Below are 20,119 nucleotides of genomic sequence, written 5' to 3'. Positions count from 1 at the left end.
TTTGCGAGCAGCGCTTTGAGCTGGCCGGGTTTTTTCATGCCGGGCTGGACAGCCCTGGAGGATATGCGCATGGCGAGCGAGAAGAAACCGACAGCAGACCCGGCCAACTGGGCGCCGCAGACGCGGCTGGTGCACGGCGGCACGCTGCGTTCCGAATTCGGTGAAACCTCCGAGGCGATGTTCCTGACGCAGGGCTTCGTCTACGCCAACGCCGAGCAGGCTGAAGCGCGCTTCAAGAACGAAGATCCCGGCTTCCAGTATAGCCGCTTCGGTAATCCTACCGTCGCCATGTTCGAAGAGCGCATCCGCTTGCTGGAAGGCGCCGAGGAAGCACGCGCCACCGCTAGCGGCATGGCTGCGGTGAATGCCGCCGTGCTGTCGTGTCTCAAGGCCGGCGATCACATCGTTTCGGCGCGCGCGCTGTTCGGTGCCTGCCGCTATATCGTCGATACGCTGGCGCCGCGCTACGGCATCGGCTGCACGCTGGTGGACGGCCGCGACCTCAACGCCTGGAAAAAGGCCATCCAGCCAAACACGAAGCTGTTCTTCTTCGAGACGCCGTCAAACCCGACGCTGGAGCTGGTGGACATCGCCGCTGTGTCGGAGATCGCCCACAGCATCGGCGCGATCGTGGTGGTAGATAACGTGTTCGCCACGCCCATGCTGCAGCGGCCGATGGCGCTCGGCGCCGATGTCGTCGTGTATTCGGCAACGAAGCACATCGACGGGCAGGGGCGTTGCCTTGGCGGCGCGGTGCTGTGTAGCTCCGACTATATGGCTGGCGGCCTGCAGGAATATCTGCGCCAGACCGGACCGACGATGAGCCCCTTCAATGCCTGGGTGATGCTGAAGGGCATGGAGACGATGGCGCTTCGCGTCAACGCGCAGGTGCAGACGGCTGGACGCATCGCCGATCATCTGGCCAAGCAGCCGGGCGTGAAGAGCGTGCTTTATTGCGGTCGCGATGACCATCCGCAGGCGGAAATCGCCAAACGCCAGATGAGCGGCGGCGGACAGATGATCGCGTTTGAGGTGGAAGGCGGCAAGGCGGCTGCGTTCGCGCTGCAGAACGCACTTGGCCTGATCAAGATTTCCAACAATCTGGGCGATGCCAAATCGCTGATCACGCATCCGGCCACCACAACGCACTTCCGCATTGGACCGGAGGCACGGGCGGAGCTTGGCATCGGCGATGGCCTGATGCGGCTTTCGATCGGCCTTGAAGCATTCGAGGATCTGGCCGCCGATCTGGATGCCGGACTTGCCGCCGCGCGCAAAGCTGCATAAGACCAGCGCCGCAACACGCCATACGGCCTGCGCCTCATTTCAAGGCTGAATTACCAGGAGCAATTGCCGCCATGTACGAAGCTGTGACCCGCGGCATCCGCATCCGCGTCACCCCTCAATATCTTGAGGACCAGTCGCAGCCGGAGGACAGCGAGTTCTTCTGGGCCTACACCATCGACATCGCCAACGAGGGCGAGGAGACGGTGCAGCTGCGCTCGCGCATGTGGCAGATTACCGATGGCGTTGGCATGACGGAAGAAGTGCGCGGCCCCGGCGTTGTAGGCGAAACGCCGGTGATCGAGCCGGGGACGACCTACACCTACACGTCGGGCTGTCCTTTGCGCACGCCGTCGGGCATCATGGTGGGCAGCTACCAGATGACGGACACGAAGGGCGAGTTGTTCGACGTTGCAATACCGGCCTTCTCGCTCGACTGTCCGTTCGCACCCCGCAGCGTGAACTAGCGAGCAGAACATGAAGGGCCCGAAGTATTCGGTGATCGAGCTTCTGGACCGCCTCGTCAGCTTCGACACCACGAGCCATAAATCCAACGTGGCACTGATCCGGTTTGTGGAAGACTACCTTCTGCAGCACGGCGTCGTCAGCCTGCTTGTGCCCAACGCGGACGGCAGCAAAGTCAGCCTGTACGCAACCATCGGGCCGGAGAACGTCGCGGGCGTTGCGCTGTCGGGACATACCGACGTCGTGCCGGTTGTCGGGCAGAAGTGGACGTCAGATCCGTTCACGCTGACGAAACGGGATGGCAAACTTTATGGCCGTGGCAGCACCGACATGAAGGGCTTTCTGGCCTGCATGCTGGCTGCCGTGCCCGACTATATGAACCGCAAGCTGCAGGTGCCGATCCATCTCGCGTTCTCCTACGACGAGGAGATCGGCTGTCTTGGCGTTCGGCCGATGATTGCCGAGTTCGGCAAGCGGCTAACGATGCCGCGCATGGTATTTGTAGGCGAGCCGACGCTGATGACGGTTGTCGACTGCCACAAGGGCCCGGTGCGCTGGCACGTGACCATCAAGGGCCGCGCGGCACATTCGAGCATGGCGCCGCTGGGCGTCAACACCATCACCGTGGCGGGCAAACTGCTGGGCGAGATTGCACGCATCGAAGCGGAGCTGAAAGAAGCGCCGCAGGACGCGCGGTTCGATCCGCCCTATGCGACGATGCAGGTGACGAAGATCGAAGGCGGCACGGCGACGAATATTGTGCCAGTGGAATGCACGATGGATTTCGACATCCGCGCGCTGCCGGGGGTCGATATTCCGGCCATCGACCGGCGCATCCGTGCGTTCGCCAACGAAACGTGCCTGCCCGACATGCAGCGCGTGGCACCGGAAGCGGCCATCGACATTGCCATCGCAAATCAGGTGCCGCCGTTCGCAGCGGGGGAACATTCTGAGGCGGTAGCGTTGGCGCTGCGTCTTGCTGAGCAGAACGAAACGCACGCGGTTTCCTACGCGACGGAAGCGGGCCTGTTCCAGACCGGCGGATCGCCATCGGTTGTGGTGGGGCCGGGCGACATTGCGCAGGCACATACCGCCGACGAATGGATCGCAATCGAGCAGCTTGAGAAGTGCAGCGCATTCCTGAAGCGGCTGGGCGATTGGGCCGAGCACGGATCAGCGGTGCGCTGACGCGCGATCGACAGAGAATGATTGCGAACCAAGCTTAGCGAGGCCGGCGACGGCGGCGGCGATTACGCCCTGCCCAGCGACGTGCGCGCCAGAAGCGCAGTCGAGATATCCGTCAGCGCGAACGAAGCTTTTTGCGAGCGCTGCTTGCGATCAACGATGCGCAGCAAACCTATTTCCGCCAGCTCCGTCACCTCGCGCAGCACCAGTGCATGTTCGATGCCCAGCGTACGCGAGAACGTGCGCGTGTCGTCACTGATGCCCAGACGAAGCGCGACAAGCACCCCGCCACCGATCGGCGACAGCGATGGCGTTGCAGCGCGCAGTTCATCGACCAGCGCGAGGAAGCGCTCTTCCGAGATGTCTTCCTCGTCGGGAACTGCATCCGATGCGTTGCTGTTGCCAGCAACGCTACTGGTATCTGTCATGCTCATGCGGCGCTGAGCTGTCGTTCAACCGGCTTGAACGACACCAGCACCGACTTGGACAGCGGCGTATCGCTCTGATCGCCCGCCGCCGAAAACGGCACTACGACATTCAGCTCGGGGTAATAACCGGCAACGGAACCGCGCGGCAGATCGTATGGCACGACGCGGAAATCTTCGGCAACGCGCGAAACGCCATCATCATGGCGGCCGACGATGTTGACACGATCACCGGCTTCGACACCGATCTCGGCCAGATCCTTCGGGTTGACGAACACAACGCGGCGCTCGCCGTAGATGCCGCGATAGCGGTCGTCGAGACCATAGACGGTTGTGTTGTACTGATCGTGCGAACGGAACGTCTGCAACACGAACAAGCCGTCCTCGCTCAGCGCCTGCTGATGCTCGGTTGCTTCCGGCAGCGCGCAATCGGAGAACGTCGCCCGCTGCGTGTGCGTGTTCCACACACGATGATCGACAGCGTTATAGAGGCGGAACCCGCGCGGGCGGCGTACGCGCTCGTTGTAGTTATGGAAGCCGGGAATGGTGCGCGCGATGAGATCGCGGATGAGGTTGTGATCCTGCGCCAGCTTGGCCCACTCGACCACTTCCGACCCGACCGTCGCGGCGGCGATGCCGGCGATGATGCCGACCTCGGAACGCAGCTCCTTTGAAGCCGGTTTGTTGATGCCGCCAGAGCCGTGCACCATGCACATGGAATCTTCGACGGTCACGATCTGCGCAATGCCGCGCGCGTTGCGGTCGATCTCGGTGCGGCCGAGACACGGCAGCACGTAGCTGACTGCACCCGGCAGTAGATGCGAGTGATTGAGCTTGGTGGCGATGTTGACGGTGAGCTTCTGCTGGCGCATCGCCTTTGCGATCAGGCTGCTGTCCGGCGTCGCGCGGGCGAAGTTTCCGCCAAGGCCGATGAAGGCCTGCGCGGTGCCATCCAGCATGGCTCCGATGGCGGCGAGAACGTTGTGACCATTGTGGCGCGGCATCGGCACGCCGAATTCCGCTTCAAGCGCATCAAGGAATGCAACCGGCGGCTTCTCGTTGATGCCGACTGTGCGATCGCCCTGCACGTTTGAATGGCCGCGCACGGGGCACAGGCCAGCACCCGGACGGCCGACGTTGCCGCGCAGGAACATGAAGTTGGAAACTTCGCGCAGCGTCGCGACCGAATGTCGATGCTGCGTCAGCCCCATAGCCCAGGTGCAGATGGTGCGCTCGGACTCGATGTAGATCTGCGCCAGATGCTCAAGCTGTGCGCGCTCAAGGCCGGACTGGTGTTCGATGTGATCCCAGCTCGTCGCCTCAACAGCGGCGCGATAGGCTTCAAAGCCCGCCGTGTGCTGACGCAGGAAGCCGTGATCGAGCACAGACGGTTGACCTGCTGCAAGCGCTGCGTCGTCGGCTGCAAACACAGCCTTGGCCATGCCGCGAACAGCAGCCATGTCACCGCCCAGGCGCACCTGGAAGTATTCGCTGGCGATGGCGGTTGAACCGCCGGTCAGCATCTCAAGCTTGTCCTGCGGATCGGCGAAACGCTCCAGGCCCTTCTCGCGCACGGGATTGAACACGGCAACGCGCGCACCACGCATCGCGGCCCGGCGTAGGTCGCCCAACATGCGCGGATGGTTGGTGCCGGGGTTTTGCCCGATGACGAAGATCGCGTCGGCTTTCTCGAAGTCTTCGAGCGTGACCGTGCCCTTGCCGATGCCGATGGCCTGTTCGAGCGCAACGCCGCTAGCCTCGTGGCACATATTCGAGCAGTCGGGGAAGTTGTTGGTGCCGTAGAGCCGCACGAACAGCTGATAGATATAGGCGGCTTCGTTGGAGGCACGGCCGGAGGTGTAGAACTCGGCGCGGTCCGGACTGTCGAGGCTGTTGAGGATGCGGCCGATATCTGCAAAGGCGTCGTCCCACGACACTTCTACATAGCGGTCGGTCTCGGCGTCATAACGCATCGGATGCGTGAGACGACCCTGCTTCTCAAGCTCGTAGTCGGTCCATGAGCGCAGCTCCGAAACCGTGTGCTTGGCGAAGAACTTCGGCCCGACGCGCTTGTCCGTCGCCTCCCAGGCGACGGCCTTCACGCCGTTTTCGCAGAATTCGAACGAGGAACCGTGCGCCGGGTCGCCCCATGCGCAGCCGGGACAATCGAAACCGTCTGGCTGGTTGGCCTTCAGCATCGCCGCTGCACCGGAAAGCGGCGCACCGCTGGCGAGCAATTTCTTGCCGCAGCTTTTCAGCGCTCCCCAGCCACCTGCCGCTTTCGATTTCTTTCCGATGAATTCGGGCTTGCCCATGCACACAGCTCTCAAAAGTATGGAGACTGATGTGCATCTGCGAAATCGGATCGGGGGGCAACCGAGCCGCGGTTATGACAGTCATGCAGAATTTGCAGAGCAGCCAGACAATCCGGCAATTTGCTCTGTCACGAGGCAGCACTTGCTGCATCGTTCACCACTTACGGTGGCGACAACTAGAACTGTTCTGCTTCCAAATTGAAAAGGCTGACTTTTCAGCGCCACATCAGCGCAGCGGAATGTAGTTCGCTCAAGTGAACTCGTCCGGCGAAAAGCGATAGGTCGTGGTGCAGAACTCGCACGTCACGCCGATGGAGCCATCCGGTTCGCGCATATCAGCCAGCTCGCTCGCGCCGAAGCTGGTGAGGAATGCCGCAACGCCCTCGCGCGAGCAGCGGCAGTGCGCCTCAATCGCGGCGGCGGGGAATACGCGGACGCCTTCCTCGTGGAACAGCCGATACAGCAGCCGGTCGGGCGGCAGGGTCGGGTCGAGCAGTTCATGATCCTCAACCGTAGCGGCGAGGATGCGGGTGCGCTCCCAGTCGTCGTTCTCGATGTCGTCGCCGTCGTACTCGGCATCGTCAAAGAAGATGCCTTCGTTATCGTCGGCGATAGCCGCGTCGTCGTCCGTGCCGCCTTCCCGCGCCAGGTTCTGGATCATCAGACCGCCTGCGCGCCACTGCCAGCGACCGGGCTGACCGTTCTCGCCGGCGGTATAATGTCGGGCCACGGCCAGACGCAGGAACGTGGGGATCTGCTCCGACTGGCTGAAGTAGGTGAGCGCCGCGTCGGCAATGCCTTCGCCGGTCAGTTCAACGATGCCCTGATAACGCTCCATATCCTCGCCGGGATCGATAGTGATGGCGAGGTGGCCGCTGCCAAGCAGCTCGCTGGCGGCAAGCCCCTGTCCGTTGCCGACGCGCGTCTTGTCATAGCGGGCGTAGGCGCGGACGCGGCCAGGAACTTCGAAGCTGACGACGAGAAAATCGAGCAGGCCATCGCTTTTGGTCTGCAGCGTCAGGCGGCCATCGATCTTGAGCGCGGAGCCCAGCATGGCGGTCAGCGCCACCGCTTCGCCCAGCGCCTGCGATATCGGATCGGGCATGTCATGCGGAGCCAGGACCGCGTCGATCGCCGGACCAAGACGGACAAGACGGCCAACCACGCCGGAGCGCACCGTGCGGAAAGGCAGCACGATGTCGTCGGTGGGAATTGTCACCGCCAGTTCTGCCGTCGCAACGTCGTCCGCCATATCTCAGGCCCCCAGACACCAGGCGAGGATTGCCTTCTGCGCATGCAGCCGGTTCTCGGCTTCATCGAACACAACCGACTGCGGGCCTTCCAGCACTTCTTCGGTGACTTCATCGCCGAGATAAGCGGGCAGGCAGTGCATAAAGATGGCGTTCTTGTCGGCCTTCGACATCAGGCGCGCATCGACGCGATAGGGCTTCAGCATCCGCTTGCGACGCGCCGCATCGGTCTGCCCCATCGAAACCCAAGTGTCGGTGACGACGCAATCGGCGCCCTTCACAGCGGCTTCCGCATCGCTGCCATAGCTGACGGCGCCCTTCTCGCGCGCGACCCAGTCAACGATCGACTGTTCGGGCCGCAGCTTGTCCGGGCACGCGATGCGCAGCTCGAAACCGAAGCGCACAGCGGCGTGCATCCACGACACCGCAACATTGTTGCCATCGCCAACCCAGGCCACGACGCTGCCCTTGATCGGCCCCTTGTGCTCCTCGTACGTGAGGATGTCGGCCATCACCTGACAGGGATGGCTGCGGTCGGTAAGACCATTGATGACCGGCACGCTGCCGAACTCGGCCAGGCTGAGCAGCGTCTCGTGGGCGTTGGCGCGGATCATGATCGCGTCGACATAACGCGACAGCACGCGGGCGGTGTCCTTGATGGATTCACCGCGCCCCAACTGCAGATCGGTGTTGTTGAGCGACAACGTCTGGCCGCCGAGCTGGCGCATGGCGACGTCGAACGAAACCCGCGTACGCGTCGAGGGCTTCTCGAAGATCATCGCCAGCGTCGATTCCTCGACCCCTGCCGGGCGGAACTTCGCCGGCGTTCGCTTGCCCGCTTTCTTCATCGCGTGCGCCATGTCGATGATGCGACGCAAGGTCGGCGCATCGAGGACGTCGAGATCGAGGAAGTGTCTCGTCTGCGGGGTGCTTTTGGATTTTGAGGCCATGGCGCTCCGGCCGGATGGTTTGGATCGGGGTTTCTTCAAGTTCTGGCTTCCGCCACGCGGTCGAGCGCGCGCTCAAGGCGCTGCATCGCCTCGGCGATCTCCTCATCGGTGATGTTGAGTGGCGGCAGAAGCCGAACGACGTTGTCGCTGGCGCCGACGAGCAGCAGATGCTCCTCACGCGCGGCAGCGACCAGATCTGCGGGCGGCACGCTCAGCTTCAGGCCGACAAGAAGACCCTGACCGCGCACTTCCTGCACGATGCCCGGGTAGTTGTCGCTGATGGCCGCAAGCGACTGCTTAATGTGCAGCGACTTGCGACGAACGGATTCAAGGAAGCCTTCCTCCTGCACCGCATTGAGCACTTCAAGGCCAATGGCCGTGGCAAGCGGATTGCCGCCGAAGGTTGAGCCATGGGTGCCGGGCACGAGTCCGCGGGCCGCATTCTCGGTGGCCAGCAGCGCGCCGAGCGGGAAACCGCCACCGATACCCTTGGCGATAGCCATCAGGTCCGGCGTGATGCCTGCCAGCTCATAGGAGAACAGCTGTCCCGAACGGCCAATGCCGCACTGCACTTCATCGAGAACGAGCAGCAGCCCGTTGGCGTCGCACAGCGCGCGCAAGCCCTGCATGAACTCGGCGCTGGCAACATTGACACCGCCTTCGCCCTGCACCGGCTCGATCATGATGGCTGCGGTTTCGGGGCTGATCGCCTTTTCCGTAGCGGTGAGATCACCGAACGGAACCTGATCGAACCCGGCAACCGGCGTGCCGAAGCCTTCCAGATAACGCGGATTGCCGCCGGCAGCGATCGTTGCCAGCGTACGGCCATGGAAGGCGCCACTGAAAGTGATGATACGCCAGCGCTCGGGCTCTCCGCCGGCGAAATGATAGCGGCGCGCAGCCTTGATCGCGGCCTCGCACGCTTCAGCGCCGGAGTTACAGAAGAACACCTTATCGGCAAACGTCGTGGCGACCAGCCGTTCGGCCAGCCGTTCCTGCCCCTCTACACGATAGAGGTTAGAGGTATGCCACAGCTTGGAAGCCTGCTCGTTCAGGGCCGCGACCAGACGCGGATGCGCATGCCCGAGAACATTGACTGCGACGCCGGACCCAAGATCGAGGTAGCGGTCACCATCAACGGTGATCAGCCACACGCCCTCACCGCGCTCAAAAACTAGGTTCTGGCGCGCGTAGGTGCCCATCACGGCCGCGGATGGGCCCGTTGTAACTGCGGCCTTGGTTGATGAAGCCGAGGTCGCCAAGGATGAGGACATTGGCCAGCCACCCTGTGCAGCGAAACAGCGCTGAAAATCAAAAAAGGCCACCTTCCGCGGCGGCCTTGGAAGCGCAGTTGATACGCGTGACCTGCTGATCTGTCAACGGAATGGGAGCCAGACGACTCCATTTTCGCAACCGATGGGGAGCCTCCAGCAAGGCCGCTCCCGCCAGCGCCTCGACAGCCTGAAAAAGCTCTCGGCGACACTTAGGCTGGGCATAAAGCCAGACACCTGGGGATGGAAAACGATCCACATAGCCTGACAGCCGGGCAGAGCCTGATTCCATCGGCAAATCCGCAACGGGGAGGACCGTTGCCTGTTGCGAATATGCCACCGACACATTTGGATGCCCCGAATCCCTGCCGTCCGATCTTGTAGGCTCAATTCTGGCTGTTGTAGTCTCCAGCCCATCACAGCACGAGGTTTCGCGCTTATTTCGCGGATCTCGCTTGCTTAGTATCCGGTAGCGTATGGGCGGAGCAGTTACTCCGCGTGTCTAATGTACGCGCCGTGTCAAGCGTCTTTCAGTTCAGCGTCACCCAGTAAAGCGTCCCCGTAAACCGGGTCCGGCATCGGCTTGCCGCGTGCGTCGTAGCGTACTCGTACGCTCCGCGCTGCGTCCTGTGCCTGTCCCGAGAATGTCAATCGGTGTGCGCCTAGGCTAGCGCGCGCCCCTGGTGCTCAGGGAGCGAATTTTTATGGCTTGGACGGATGAGCGTGTGGAGCTGTTGAAGAAGCTGTGGGGCGAGGGCTTGAGTGCAAGCCAGATCGCCGGCCGGCTTGGCAGCGTCACCCGTAATGCCGTGATCGGCAAGGTTCATCGGCTTGGTCTTTCCGGCCGCGCAACCACCTCGCGCATGAAGAGCCACCGCCCGCGTCCGCGGCTGGCCGCCAACAACAAGCGCATCGCCAACAACAAGCAGCGCTTTACGCCTGCTACCACCGGCAATCCGGCGCTGCGGGCCCTCTATCAGGTGGAGCAGGAAGTCTATTCGCCGCCCGCCGAGGAGATGGTCATCCCCAAGGCTGAGCGGAAAACCATTCAGACTTTGACTGAGTGCTCCTGCCGTTGGCCGATCGGTGACCCGCAGTCCGCAGAGTTCCACTTCTGCGGCAAGAACAAGGTTCCCGGCCTGCCATACTGCGACTTCCACGCCCGCCGCGCCTTCCAGCCGCCGCAGACCCGCCGCCGCGAGCGCGAGGTTGTGGAGCCGATGGTCGGTGGAGCTATCGAAAACCTTTCGCGCAAAGAGACTGTGTAAGCACGCACCCGCACGTCGTGTTCGCACAACCAGTAGCGCCGGGTCCGCCGCCCGGCGCTATTTTTTTGCCGCGTTCCACCGGCTGCTTGCATCCACAATGCGCTGTGCCGGTTGGCCAAAAAAAACGCCGCGGTGCTTCCGGCACCGCGGCGAAGTTTCGTAGGGAATTACAGTCTAGGAAAGTGCACGGCCGCGGCGATCAGGGATCACGGCGGCCGCTGCAGAACAGCCGGAGCTGCCCAACAGAGCGGACGGCGCCGACCACGCAAACGGACGTGGACGACACGCGAATTCTGGATGGCGCTTTGGAAGTGCGCGGTGCGCTATGCTTCACCGAACACGTAGCCCGCAGATCGGACTGTGCGGATCGGATCGCGTTCGTTGCCGCGTATCAATGCCTTGCGCAGACGGCCTATGTGCACATCGACTGTGCGCTCGTCAACGAAAGCATCGCGCCCCCATACGCCGTCGAGAAGCTGGCCACGCGACAGCACGCGGCCCGGGCTTTCCATCAGGAATTCAAGAAGACGGAATTCCGTCGGCCCGAGACGAACCTGGCGCAAGCCACGCATGACGCGATGAGCCGCCCGATCGAGCTCGATATCGCCGATCTTCAGAACCTCGGCCACGCGCCCCGGCGAAGAGCGCCGCAGGATTGCCTTCACCCGCGCCATCAGCTCCGGCAGCGAGAACGGCTTGACGACATAGTCGTCAGCGCCCGTGGAAAGGCCGCGGATGCGGTCGTTTTCCTCGCCACGGGCGGTGAGCATCAGGATCGAGACGTTGCGGGAATCTGACTTGGCGCGCAGGCGGCGACACAGCTCGATGCCCGAAACACCCGGCAGCATCCAATCGAGTAGCACGAGGTCGGGGCACTCTTCCTCAAGGAGGATGAGTGCCTCTTCGCCCGTTTCCGCATGGGCCACGCGAAACCCTTCCGCTTCGAGATTGTAACGCAGCATCTCGGCCAGCGGAGCTTCATCCTCAACGATGAGAACCTTAGCGGACATACCTATGGCCCTACCTCCCGATCATCACGAGATCAGCGTCGAACTCGTCTGATCGTCCTTCGGCCGATCGTCGGCAATATTGAAACCGCGCACCAGGAAGTGCACCGTTTCGGCGATGTTGGTCGTGTGATCGCCCACGCGCTCAATGTTCTTGGCGCCGAAAAGCAGATGCGTGGAAATGCCGATGTTGCGCGGATCTTCCATCATGTAGGTCAGCAGTTCGCGGAACAGCGAATTGTACATCGCATCGATTTCCGCATCATGGCGCCAGACCGCAAGCGCCTTGTCGGCGTCGCGCTCGGCATAGGCGTCCAGCACTTCCTTCAGCTGATGCAGTGCCAGCTCCACCATATGGCGGATGCCGGACATCAGCGGCTTGGGATGGGATTCGTCGGCAATCGCAAGCGCGCGCTTGGCGATGTTCTTGGCCAGGTCGCCGATGCGCTCAAGGTCGGTGGTGATGCGCAGAGCGCCCATGATGTGCCGCAGGTCGTTAGCCATCGGCTGACGGCGCGCGATCATGGAGATGACCTGCTCTTCAATCTCGCGCTCAAGATTGTCGATCGCCTTGTCAGCAACAACAACTTCCTCGGCGAGCTTCGGATCGCGGCGCTCCAACGCGCTGAGCGACTGACCCAGAAGCTGCTCCGCGAGACCACCCATCTGGGCGATCTTCTTATCGAGCAGAGCCAGCTCTTCCTCATACGACTTTACGATGTGTTCGTTCATTAAAGGCCCTCCTGCCGCAGTTTTCGGCTGTGCCGTTGCGGGGGTCGCGGTGCGACCGAATGGATTGAGATGGCGCAGCATTAGCCGAAGCGTCCGGTAATGTAGTCCTGCGTGCGCTGGTCCTTCGGGTTGGTGAAGATGTCGGTGGTGTTACCTTCCTCCACAAGCGTGCCGAGATGGAAGAACGCCGTTCGCTGAGAAACACGCGCGGCCTGCTGCATCGAGTGCGTAACGATGATGATGCAGTAGTTCTGGCGCAGTTCGTCGATCAGCTCTTCGATCTTGGCGGTCGCGATCGGGTCCAGTGCCGAGCACGGCTCGTCCATCAGGATCACTTCCGGATTGACCGCGATGGCGCGCGCAATGCAAAGCCGCTGCTGTTGACCACCGGAAAGACCAGTGCCGGGATCGTTGAGACGATCCTTCACTTCTTTCCAGAGACCGGCCTTCTCAAGGCTGGCACCTACGATCTCGTCGAGATCCGCCTTGGAGTGGCTGAGACCGTGAATGCGCGGCCCATAGGCCACGTTTTCATAGATCGACTTCGGGAACGGGTTCGGCTTCTGGAACACCATGCCGACGCGAGCACGAAGCTGCACGACATCAAGACTGGGATCGTAGATGTCCTGATTGTCGATGATGATCTTGCCGGTGACCTTGGCGATCGGGATCGTGTCGTTCATGCGGTTGATGCAGCGCAGGAACGTTGACTTACCGCAACCAGACGGACCGATAAACGCCATCACCGAGCGATCGGGGATGTTCACCGACACGTTCTGCAGAGCGTGCTTCTCACCGTAGTAGACGTTCACATCCTGCGCCGACACTTTCGTATCGTGCTTGACTGCGTCGGGCTGGTGGACTTCGAGATTAGGCATCTTGAGCATCTTAAGCTCCTAAAGAACTTTGTTTTACCAGCGCCGTTCGTACTTGCGACGCAGAATGACGGCGAAAAGGTTCATGCAGATTAGCAATGCCAGCAGGATCAGGGTTGCGCCCGCTGTACGCTCGACGAAGCCGCGCTCCGCTGAGGTTGCCCACATGTAGATCTGCACAGGCAGAGCCGTTGAAGGCGACATCGGCGAAGTCGGATACTCGACCACGAACGCGACCATGCCGATCATCAGCAGCGGAGCGGTTTCACCCAGCGCCTTCGCCAGACCGATGATGGTGCCGGTGAGAATGCCAGGCATCGCCAGCGGCACGACGTGATGGCTGATGGCCTGCATCTTGGAAGCACCGACGCCGAGCGCAGCTTCGCGGATCGACGGCGGCACCGCACCGATGGCGGCGCGCGTTGCGATGATGATCGTGGGCAGCGTCATCAACGTCAGCACCAGGCCGCCGACAATCGAAGCAGATCGCGGCAGACCGGCAAAGTTGATGAAGATGGCAAGACCCAACAGACCGAACACGATGGATGGCACCGCAGCCAGGTTGTTGATGTTTACCTCGATGAGATCGGTCCAGAAGTTCTTGGGCGCGAACTCTTCAAGATAGACAGCTGCGGCAACACCCAGCGGCACCGCCAGCAGCAGCACCGTCATCATCATAAAAAGCGAACCGACTAGCGCCACACCGATGCCGGCCGTTTCCGGATTACTGGAAGCGCCGTTGGTGAACAGCCCGGTGTTGAAGCGCTTCACAAGCCGACCTTCAGCTTCCGCCTTGTCGATCCATGCAAGCTGCTGATCGGAGATCTTGCGGACCGCAGCCGGCAGGTCGCGGTCAAGCTGCCCCTTGAGCAGGTTGTCCACGCGGCCACTTGCAAGCACCCAGACCGGAATAGTCTTGCCGATCAAAGAAGGATTAGCGAGCACCTCATTGCGGATCTCGACGTCGACATCGCGCGACAGGAGCTGACCGACCTCACGCATGTCACGGCGATTAGCGGTGTCCGCGCCCAGCGCCGTGGCAAGAGCCTTGCGCGCCAGCAGCGTGTAGTCGGCTGAGCGCAATGCATTCGGATCTTTCTGGCCGCTCGGATCGATCACCGAACGATCAAGAAGCACATCAAGCTTGAACGATGACTGCACGAACGATGTGTAGCCGGTTGAAATGATGCTCCAGAACAGCACCGCCAGGAATGCCAGGCCGAACAGGATCGCGGCAACACCGTATATCTTGAAGCGACGCTCGGCGGCGTAGCGGCGACGGATCGACTTCTGGATCGCGGCGTTTGTCTTGTCTCGCGCATTGCCCGATGCCGGGCCGGGAAGCGAGCCGGGAATGGTATCGACAGCCATTATTCGTATTGCTCCCGGTATTTGCGCACGATGTAGAGCGCGTAGATGTTGAGACACAGCGTGAAGACGAACAGGGTGAGACCCAGTGCGAATGCGACGAGCGTCTGCGGTGAGTTGAACTCAAGGTCGCCGGTGAGCTGGCTGACGATCTTGACCGTGATCGTGGTGACCGGCTCGAAGGGATTGAGCGTGAGATTGGCGGCGATACCGGCTGCCATCACCACGATCATCGTTTCACCGATGGCGCGCGATGCGGCCAGCAGGATTGCGCCGACGATGCCGGGCAAGGCAGCGGGAAGCACAACACGACGGATGGTTTCCGATTGCGTGGCACCGAGCCCGTACGAGCCTTCGCGCAGCGACTGCGGCACCGCGTTGATGATGTCATCGGAAAGCGACGACACGAACGGGATCAGCATCACACCCATGATAAGACCGGCGGTGAGCACACTCGTTGCCGAAATCTCGAAGCCGATGTGAGCACCCATATCGCGCAGGAACGGACCGAAGGTGATGAGCGCAAAGAGGCCGTAAACGATGGTGGGGATGCCGGCCAGAATTTCCAGCAGCGGCTTGGCAATGGTGCGGATGCTGCGGCTGGCATATTCCGACATATAGATGGCGCTGAACAAACCGACCGGAACTGCAACCAGCAGCGCGACGATCGAGATATAGAGCGTGCCCCACAGCAGCGGGATGAGACCGAACTGGCCAGAAGTGTTGCTGCCGCTACCGGCGGCGGAGAAGCGCGGATCCCAGGTGGTTCCGAAGAAGAAGCTGAGCGGCGAGACCGACTGGAAGAAGTGAATGGCCTCAAACAGCATCGAGAAAACGATGCCGACCGTTGTGAGGATGGCGACGGTGGAGGCGAGAAACAGCCCGGTGAGGACCATCGCTTCGACTGTGTTGCGTGCCCTTAAGGTGGGGCTCATACGCCAGTTGGCGTAGGCAAACCCACCGAGAGCAAGCGCCGCAATCAGCGCGGTCAGCATCGTGCGGCTGCGTTGCAGCAGCTCGACCTGCTCATACGCCGCAGCGATGACATAAGGCTCGGGCGCGGAGCCAAGCACAGTGCCGCGCTCCTGCAGCACGCGCTGAGCTTCAGCCGGAGTCGTGAAGCCGTAGCGCACCTTGCGGACGGTCTCGAATTCCTCCGGCGTCAGTCTGGGCAGACCGCGCGCAACGGAATTGATGCGGCCGACGATCAGCGACTGTTCCGCTGGCGTCAGCGCTTTGACATTCTCAGGCAGCCCGGCGGAAACGACGCCGCGAATGATCGGCGCTTCAGCGGCCGACCAGATGCCAAGAACGATCAGAGCAGGCAGCAAGGTCCACAGCGCCAGATAGGTTCCGTAATAACCGGCGCGAGAATGGAGATGCGCATCGCCCTTCTTGGCAAGGGCATTGGCGCGCGAAAGGCCGAGGCCAAACGCTAATAGCGCCGCAACAAGTAATCCTAAGAGTAAGACGGACGTCGACAACTTCGCGGTCCTCGTTTGCAGCGTGCGTCGCGAAGACGCCGCTCCTCAGGCAAACGGCCCGATGCCGAACGCATTCGGGTCGCCGCTTGGCGGTCCAGCCCATAACTGAAGACTGAACCGCCTCGCGATGCACTTAGTCAGCCGTCAAATTACATTGACTTGGCGGCCTTGACGTCTTCCTGCAGCTTCGTGCGCTCTGCATCCGGCGAAGGAACGAGGCCATACTCGGCCAGCGGACCATCCGGGCCGATCATGCGGTCGGAAGCGAAGAATTCTACGAATTCCTTGAGGCCCGGGATAACGCCGATGTGCGCCTTCTTCACATAGAACTGAAGCGGGCGGGAAACCGGATATTCACCCGAAGAGATCGTCTCTACCGACGGAGCAACGCCGCTGATCGTGGCAACCTTCAGCTTGTCGGTGTTGTTCTCGAAGAACGAAAGACCGAACACGCCAACGCCCTTGGGGTTGGAGGTGATGCGAGCCAGGGTCTCGGTGTAGTCGCCGTCGATGTCGACAGCAGCGCCGTCCTTACGGACCTGCACGCAAGCCTTGTCAGCGGCCTTCTTCTTGGCAGCGTCGTCGCCTTCGGCCTTGGCGGCGAGAAGCTTGTCAGCGCCGGTGGCCTTGCAGCCAGCGTGCATTACCTTCTCTTCGAACACTTCGCGCGTGCCGTGCTTCTCACCGGGGATGTATGCGGCAATCGGCCAGTCCGGAAGCTTGTCGTTTACTTCCTTCCAGGTCTTGTAGGTGTTGGCGACGAGAGCGCCATCCTTCGGCACTTCAGCGGCGAGAGCGAGGTAGATGTCCTTCGGCTCGATGGCCCAGTCGTCCGACTTGGAGTCAACGGCGAACACGATGCCGTCATAGCCGAACTGAACTTCGACGATTTCCTTCACGCCGTTCTTGGCGCACTCGGCGATCTCGCCTTCCTTGATCTTGCGCGAGGCGTTGGCGATGTCGATCGTGCCTTCGCCAAGGCCCTGGCAGAACTGCTTCAGACCGGCCGAGGAGCCCCCCGACTCAACGATCGGCGTCTTGAAATTGTTGAAGGTCTTGCCGAACTGCTCGGCAACAATGTTGGCGTAAGGCAGAACCGTAGAGGAACCGGCAATCTGGATCTGGTCGCGCGCGACGGCCGGGGCTGCGAATGCCAACGAGCCAAGAACGGCCACAGCGGCCGTGCTCGCGAGAATCTTATTGCTCACACTGATCTCCTGGTCTTGGAGTGATAACGGGGCCCATAAATCCCACACATCTTTGAACCTGTCCCCCGTCCGACGCCTTGCGCCGTGAGGCTTATGTAAACCAGCGCAACAATACTTTCATGACAGCTCAACAAATTGATTCACCTGAATTTTATTCAGGTGTCGCCGGCGCGCGGGGCCTCTGTTAGCCCGGATTTTGCCGCGGCTGCGCTCTTGGAATGCCACAAAGTTGCATGGGCGACGATCCGGAGGCCGGAGGCCGGCTGCCGCCGGCGCCACTCCAGAGGGGCAGGAAAAAGCCGGTTCGCGAGCCTTCGACGCGGCTCGGAACCGCGACGGGGCGCCTCCGTCCCGGAGCGGGGCGGCGGCCTCAGCAGGCAAGGGGAGGAGGCGCGGTTAAGTTCGGTACGGGCCTAGCCGCCGGCGCCCAGCTCCTCGAAGCTGGCCGTGAATGTCGACCCGACGCCGATCTTGGAGCTGATGCGCAGATCCGCCCGGTGGCGGTTGAGGATGTGCTTGACGATGGCAAGCCCAAGCCCCGTTCCACCCTTTTCCCGGCTGGAGATAGCGCTGACACGATAGAACCGCTCGGTCAGGCGCGGCAGATGCTCAGCCGCGATGCCATGACCTTCATCCGTGACGCTGACCCAGACTCGAGCGGCGCTCGCATCCGGTCGCGCCTCCCGTCCGACCCGCACCTCGATTGTGCCTCCGGAGCGGCCATACTTGATAGCGTTCTGGATGAGGTTCTGCAGCACCTGCACAATCTCTTCGCGGTCGCCACGGATGCGCGCAGTTTCGACATCGCTCACCAGCACGACCGTCGCGCGCTGCGCTTCAGCGATCGGCTCAAGCGACTGGCAGACGTACGAGGCGGTTTCGTTCAGTTCCGCGATGCCACGCGGAGGCAGGTGCGCGCGCATTTCAACGCGGCTGAGCGAAAGCAGATCGTCGATCAACCGCGTCATGCGTTCAGCCTGGACGGCCATGAGTTTCAAAAACCGCTCGCGCGCGTTCGCATCTTCGCGGGCTGGGCCTTGCAACGTTTCCACAAAGCCGCGCAGTGACGCCAGCGGCGTACGCAGTTCGTGACTTGCATTGGCGATAAAGTCCGAACGCATCTGACCAAGCCGGTCTTCTTCCGTCATGTCGCGGAAAGTAACCAGCACGTGGGGCGGCGAAGCTCGATCGATCGGCGCCAAGCGTGAAACCGTGGCCTCCAGGCGGCGTTCGACCGGCACCCTATCGACCAGCTCCACATCGATGCGGTCCTCAGAGCCGACGAGAAGCTGATCGATTGCAACCAGCAGATCGGGACTGCGCGATATCTTGCTCATCGGAGCGCCATCGCGAATCTTGGGAAACATCTCCGCTGCAAGCCTGTTGTGATGCAGCAGGTCACCGTTGGCGTCGAGAGCAAGAGCCGCGGTTGGAATTGCGTCGATCACCGCACGCCAGCCTGAACGCTCTCCGTCACCAATCCGGCGCCCTGCGATGGCAGGAACTTCAACGCCGGGGGCGTCAGCGCCGGACCAGTCCAGCGGCCACACGGCGGCGGCCAGCAACATGCTGGCGAGCCCGCCAATCGCGGCGAGCCCGCTGAGCGATCCGGTCAGCATCAACATCATGAAGATTATAGCCGCAGCCGCGACCGGCATCGTGCGCTGCGCAAGCCGAAGCTTTGCCGCCGCCCATCGCTCTCGCAGCCACGCTTCCGCCTCGACGCGGCGCTCTGCCCACCGAATACTCGTGAAGCCCGATCCTATCGACATCGCTTTATCTTCAGTCCAGAGGTGTTTGTTGATGCCAACAAAACGCTTTCATTAGCACCATAACACCTCTTGATCATGACAGGCGCCGCTTAGTGCAAAATCGCTTACCATGGCGGCCAACAGCGATTTGAAACGGAGGGTCGGAATGGCTAAGGCCGGCAACAAGGGCAAAAACAAAGGTTCGGAAGATGCAACGAGCCCTTCTTCAAGCGACGATGCCGAATTGGCCTGCAGCTTCGATATCAACAATCCGGTGTTACCGCCCGCGATTGCCGATCACGCATTGACATCGGGCGGCTTCCCCTACGACAGCGAACTTAAGAAGAAGCCTTACGGCGAAGAGCTGACCGAGCTGCAGCTCGAGCTGCTGAAGCTGCAGTCTCACATCCAGCAGCAGGGGCAGCGGTTTATTGCGCTGTTCGAGGGCCGCGATGCCTCCGGCAAGGGAAGTTGCATCCGCCGCTTTATGGAACGGCTCAACTCTCGCCATGCCCGCTCGGTTGCATTGTCGAAGCCAAACGAGGAAGAGCGCGGGCAATGGTATTTCCAGCGCTATGTCCGTCACTTTCCAACGGCGGGCGACATGGTGCTGTTCGACCGCTCCTGGTACAACCGCGCCGGCGTCGAGCGCGTGATGAATTTCTGCACGCCAGAGCAGACCGAAAAGTTCCTGCGCGACGTCCCTGATTTTGAGGCGCTGCTCGTGCGCGACGGTATCCAGCTGTTCAAGTTTCATCTGATCATCGGGCGCGAGATGCAGCTGGTGCGCTTCCATGAGCGCCGCCACAATCCTTTCAAGCGCTGGAAGATCACCGATGTCGATCTGGCCGCCATCGACAAGTGGGACGACTACACCCGCGCCCAGAATGAGATCTTCGCGCGCACCAGCAGCGAACTGGCGCCGTGGATCATCGTTCGCGCCAACGATCAGCGCCGCGCGCGCCTGGAAACGATCCGCTGGGTGTTGTTCCACTCAGACTATCCTGACAAGGACGCGAAAGCGGTAGGCACGCCGGATCCCAAAATCATAGGCATTGGGCGTGAATATTACCGTCAGCCCTGACATAGCCTCGCCGCAGGCAGGCCATGAAGCCCGCCGAACCCTGCGCCAGCGGAGGCACAGCGGGTGCAATGTGGGCAAACCTGCGTATGCGGAAGCATGGGTTTCAACGCGGCGCAGGGCCTGCTAGTCTACGCGTGATGCGGTCGCGCCGTCCCCTTGCGGAGGTCCAACGTTGCTGCGCAGAAATTCTGACTTTG

17 protein-coding genes are annotated in these 20,119 nt (G+C 61.7%); 5 read left to right on the top strand and 12 right to left on the bottom strand.

Annotated elements, in window-relative coordinates; genetic code table 11:
* Positions 1-69: 69 nt before the first annotated feature.
* The 3 genes from metZ to argE all read left to right on the top strand — a co-directional run bounded on the left by metZ (position 70) and on the right by argE (position 2,937).
* Entirely contained in the window at positions 70-1,287 is a 1,218-nt protein-coding gene (metZ, locus tag C6Y62_RS05070; protein ID WP_173953003.1) for an O-succinylhomoserine sulfhydrylase, read from the top strand.
* Positions 1,288-1,358: 71 nt separating this feature from the next.
* Positions 1,359-1,751 (top strand): Co2+/Mg2+ efflux protein ApaG, encoded by a 393-nt coding sequence (gene apaG / locus C6Y62_RS05065; RefSeq protein ID WP_068462109.1) that lies wholly within the window; start codon positions 1,359-1,361, stop codon positions 1,749-1,751.
* A gap of 10 nt (positions 1,752-1,761) precedes the next feature.
* Positions 1,762-2,937: an acetylornithine deacetylase gene (gene argE / locus C6Y62_RS05060; RefSeq protein WP_173953002.1), complete on the top strand. Its 1,176-nt coding sequence runs from the start codon at positions 1,762-1,764 to the stop codon at positions 2,935-2,937.
* A gap of 62 nt (positions 2,938-2,999) precedes the next feature.
* Here the strand turns inward: argE and C6Y62_RS16320 are convergent, their stop codons facing one another.
* From C6Y62_RS16320 to C6Y62_RS05035, 5 genes are all read right to left on the bottom strand, one after another.
* The gene (locus C6Y62_RS16320; protein ID WP_246274292.1) at positions 3,000-3,362 is read right to left on the bottom strand and encodes a hypothetical protein; all 363 of its coding nucleotides are present in this window, start codon (positions 3,360-3,362) and stop codon (positions 3,000-3,002) included.
* 2 nt (positions 3,363-3,364) lie between these two features.
* Positions 3,365-5,674 carry an FdhF/YdeP family oxidoreductase gene (locus C6Y62_RS05050; RefSeq protein ID WP_173953001.1) on the bottom strand — a complete coding sequence of 770 codons (2,310 nt, stop codon included), beginning with the start codon at positions 5,672-5,674 and terminating at the stop codon, positions 3,365-3,367.
* A 250-nt stretch (positions 5,675-5,924) separates the two neighbouring features.
* Positions 5,925-6,926, bottom strand: a complete 1,002-nt coding sequence (locus C6Y62_RS05045) for an Hsp33 family molecular chaperone (protein WP_173953000.1) — start codon at positions 6,924-6,926, stop codon at positions 5,925-5,927.
* A 3-nt stretch (positions 6,927-6,929) separates the two neighbouring features.
* Positions 6,930-7,874 (bottom strand): ornithine carbamoyltransferase, encoded by a 945-nt coding sequence (gene argF, locus C6Y62_RS05040; RefSeq protein WP_068459467.1) that lies wholly within the window; start codon positions 7,872-7,874, stop codon positions 6,930-6,932.
* A 35-nt stretch (positions 7,875-7,909) separates the two neighbouring features.
* Complete coding sequence (locus C6Y62_RS05035; RefSeq protein ID WP_173953089.1) at positions 7,910-9,076, bottom strand: aspartate aminotransferase family protein; 1,167 nt, start codon at positions 9,074-9,076, stop codon at positions 7,910-7,912.
* A 773-nt stretch (positions 9,077-9,849) separates the two neighbouring features.
* Between C6Y62_RS05035 and C6Y62_RS05030 the strand changes: the two genes are divergently transcribed.
* Positions 9,850-10,413, top strand: coding sequence for a GcrA family cell cycle regulator (locus C6Y62_RS05030; protein WP_068459470.1), 564 nt, complete (start codon positions 9,850-9,852; stop codon positions 10,411-10,413).
* Positions 10,414-10,736: 323 nt separating this feature from the next.
* Here the strand turns inward: C6Y62_RS05030 and phoB are convergent, their stop codons facing one another.
* The 7 genes from phoB to C6Y62_RS04995 all read right to left on the bottom strand — a co-directional run bounded on the left by phoB (position 10,737) and on the right by C6Y62_RS04995 (position 18,859).
* Positions 10,737-11,423 (bottom strand): phosphate regulon transcriptional regulator PhoB, encoded by a 687-nt coding sequence (gene phoB / locus C6Y62_RS05025; RefSeq protein ID WP_068459472.1) that lies wholly within the window; start codon positions 11,421-11,423, stop codon positions 10,737-10,739.
* A gap of 24 nt (positions 11,424-11,447) precedes the next feature.
* Positions 11,448-12,152: a phosphate signaling complex protein PhoU gene (gene phoU, locus C6Y62_RS05020; protein ID WP_173952999.1), complete on the bottom strand. Its 705-nt coding sequence runs from the start codon at positions 12,150-12,152 to the stop codon at positions 11,448-11,450.
* An 80-nt stretch (positions 12,153-12,232) separates the two neighbouring features.
* Entirely contained in the window at positions 12,233-13,039 is an 807-nt protein-coding gene (pstB, locus tag C6Y62_RS05015; RefSeq protein WP_173952998.1) for a phosphate ABC transporter ATP-binding protein PstB, read from the bottom strand.
* Between the two features lie 24 nt (positions 13,040-13,063).
* Complete coding sequence (gene pstA / locus C6Y62_RS05010) at positions 13,064-14,398, bottom strand: phosphate ABC transporter permease PstA (RefSeq protein WP_173952997.1); 1,335 nt, start codon at positions 14,396-14,398, stop codon at positions 13,064-13,066.
* Positions 14,398-15,879 carry a phosphate ABC transporter permease subunit PstC gene (gene pstC, locus C6Y62_RS05005; RefSeq protein WP_173952996.1) on the bottom strand — a complete coding sequence of 494 codons (1,482 nt, stop codon included), beginning with the start codon at positions 15,877-15,879 and terminating at the stop codon, positions 14,398-14,400. Before pstC ends, pstA begins: the two co-directional genes overlap by 1 nt.
* 149 nt (positions 15,880-16,028) lie before the next feature.
* Positions 16,029-17,087, bottom strand: coding sequence for a substrate-binding domain-containing protein (locus tag C6Y62_RS05000; RefSeq protein WP_173952995.1), 1,059 nt, complete (start codon positions 17,085-17,087; stop codon positions 16,029-16,031).
* A gap of 413 nt (positions 17,088-17,500) precedes the next feature.
* Complete coding sequence (locus C6Y62_RS04995; RefSeq protein ID WP_173952994.1) at positions 17,501-18,859, bottom strand: ATP-binding protein; 1,359 nt, start codon at positions 18,857-18,859, stop codon at positions 17,501-17,503.
* A gap of 145 nt (positions 18,860-19,004) precedes the next feature.
* On the opposite strand from C6Y62_RS04995, the gene ppk2 reads away from it, so the two are divergent.
* Positions 19,005-19,922, top strand: coding sequence for a polyphosphate kinase 2 (ppk2, locus tag C6Y62_RS04990; RefSeq protein WP_173952993.1), 918 nt, complete (start codon positions 19,005-19,007; stop codon positions 19,920-19,922).
* Positions 19,923-20,119 lie beyond the last annotated feature (197 nt).

The organism is Hyphomicrobium sulfonivorans, assembly GCF_013306565.1.
Lineage (GTDB): Bacteria > Pseudomonadota > Alphaproteobacteria > Rhizobiales > Hyphomicrobiaceae > Hyphomicrobium_A > Hyphomicrobium_A sulfonivorans.
This window is presented reverse-complemented; position numbering and strand designations above follow the sequence as displayed.

Excerpts from the sequence above, each read along its gene's own strand:
- phoU (WP_173952999.1), bottom strand. The coding sequence starts at position 12,152 with ATGAACGAACACATCGTAAAGTCGTATGAGGAAGAGCTGGCTCTGCTC.
- C6Y62_RS04995 (WP_173952994.1), bottom strand. The coding sequence starts at position 18,859 with ATGTCGATAGGATCGGGCTTCACGAGTATTCGGTGGGCAGAGCGCCGC.
- apaG (WP_068462109.1), top strand. The coding sequence starts at position 1,359 with ATGTACGAAGCTGTGACCCGCGGCATCCGCATCCGCGTCACCCCTCAA.
- C6Y62_RS16320 (WP_246274292.1), bottom strand. The coding sequence starts at position 3,362 with ATGACAGATACCAGTAGCGTTGCTGGCAACAGCAACGCATCGGATGCA.
- argF (WP_068459467.1), bottom strand. The coding sequence starts at position 7,874 with ATGGCCTCAAAATCCAAAAGCACCCCGCAGACGAGACACTTCCTCGAT.
- C6Y62_RS05035 (WP_173953089.1), bottom strand. The coding sequence starts at position 9,076 with ATGGGCACCTACGCGCGCCAGAACCTAGTTTTTGAGCGCGGTGAGGGC.
- argE (WP_173953002.1), top strand. The coding sequence starts at position 1,762 with ATGAAGGGCCCGAAGTATTCGGTGATCGAGCTTCTGGACCGCCTCGTC.
- pstB (WP_173952998.1), bottom strand. The coding sequence starts at position 13,039 with ATGCTCAAGATGCCTAATCTCGAAGTCCACCAGCCCGACGCAGTCAAG.
- C6Y62_RS05050 (WP_173953001.1), bottom strand. The coding sequence starts at position 5,674 with ATGGGCAAGCCCGAATTCATCGGAAAGAAATCGAAAGCGGCAGGTGGC.
- phoB (WP_068459472.1), bottom strand. The coding sequence starts at position 11,423 with ATGTCCGCTAAGGTTCTCATCGTTGAGGATGAAGCTCCGCTGGCCGAG.
- C6Y62_RS05045 (WP_173953000.1), bottom strand. The coding sequence starts at position 6,926 with ATGGCGGACGACGTTGCGACGGCAGAACTGGCGGTGACAATTCCCACC.
- pstA (WP_173952997.1), bottom strand. The coding sequence starts at position 14,398 with ATGGCTGTCGATACCATTCCCGGCTCGCTTCCCGGCCCGGCATCGGGC.
- ppk2 (WP_173952993.1), top strand. The coding sequence starts at position 19,005 with ATGGCTAAGGCCGGCAACAAGGGCAAAAACAAAGGTTCGGAAGATGCA.
- C6Y62_RS05030 (WP_068459470.1), top strand. The coding sequence starts at position 9,850 with ATGGCTTGGACGGATGAGCGTGTGGAGCTGTTGAAGAAGCTGTGGGGC.
- metZ (WP_173953003.1), top strand. The coding sequence starts at position 70 with ATGGCGAGCGAGAAGAAACCGACAGCAGACCCGGCCAACTGGGCGCCG.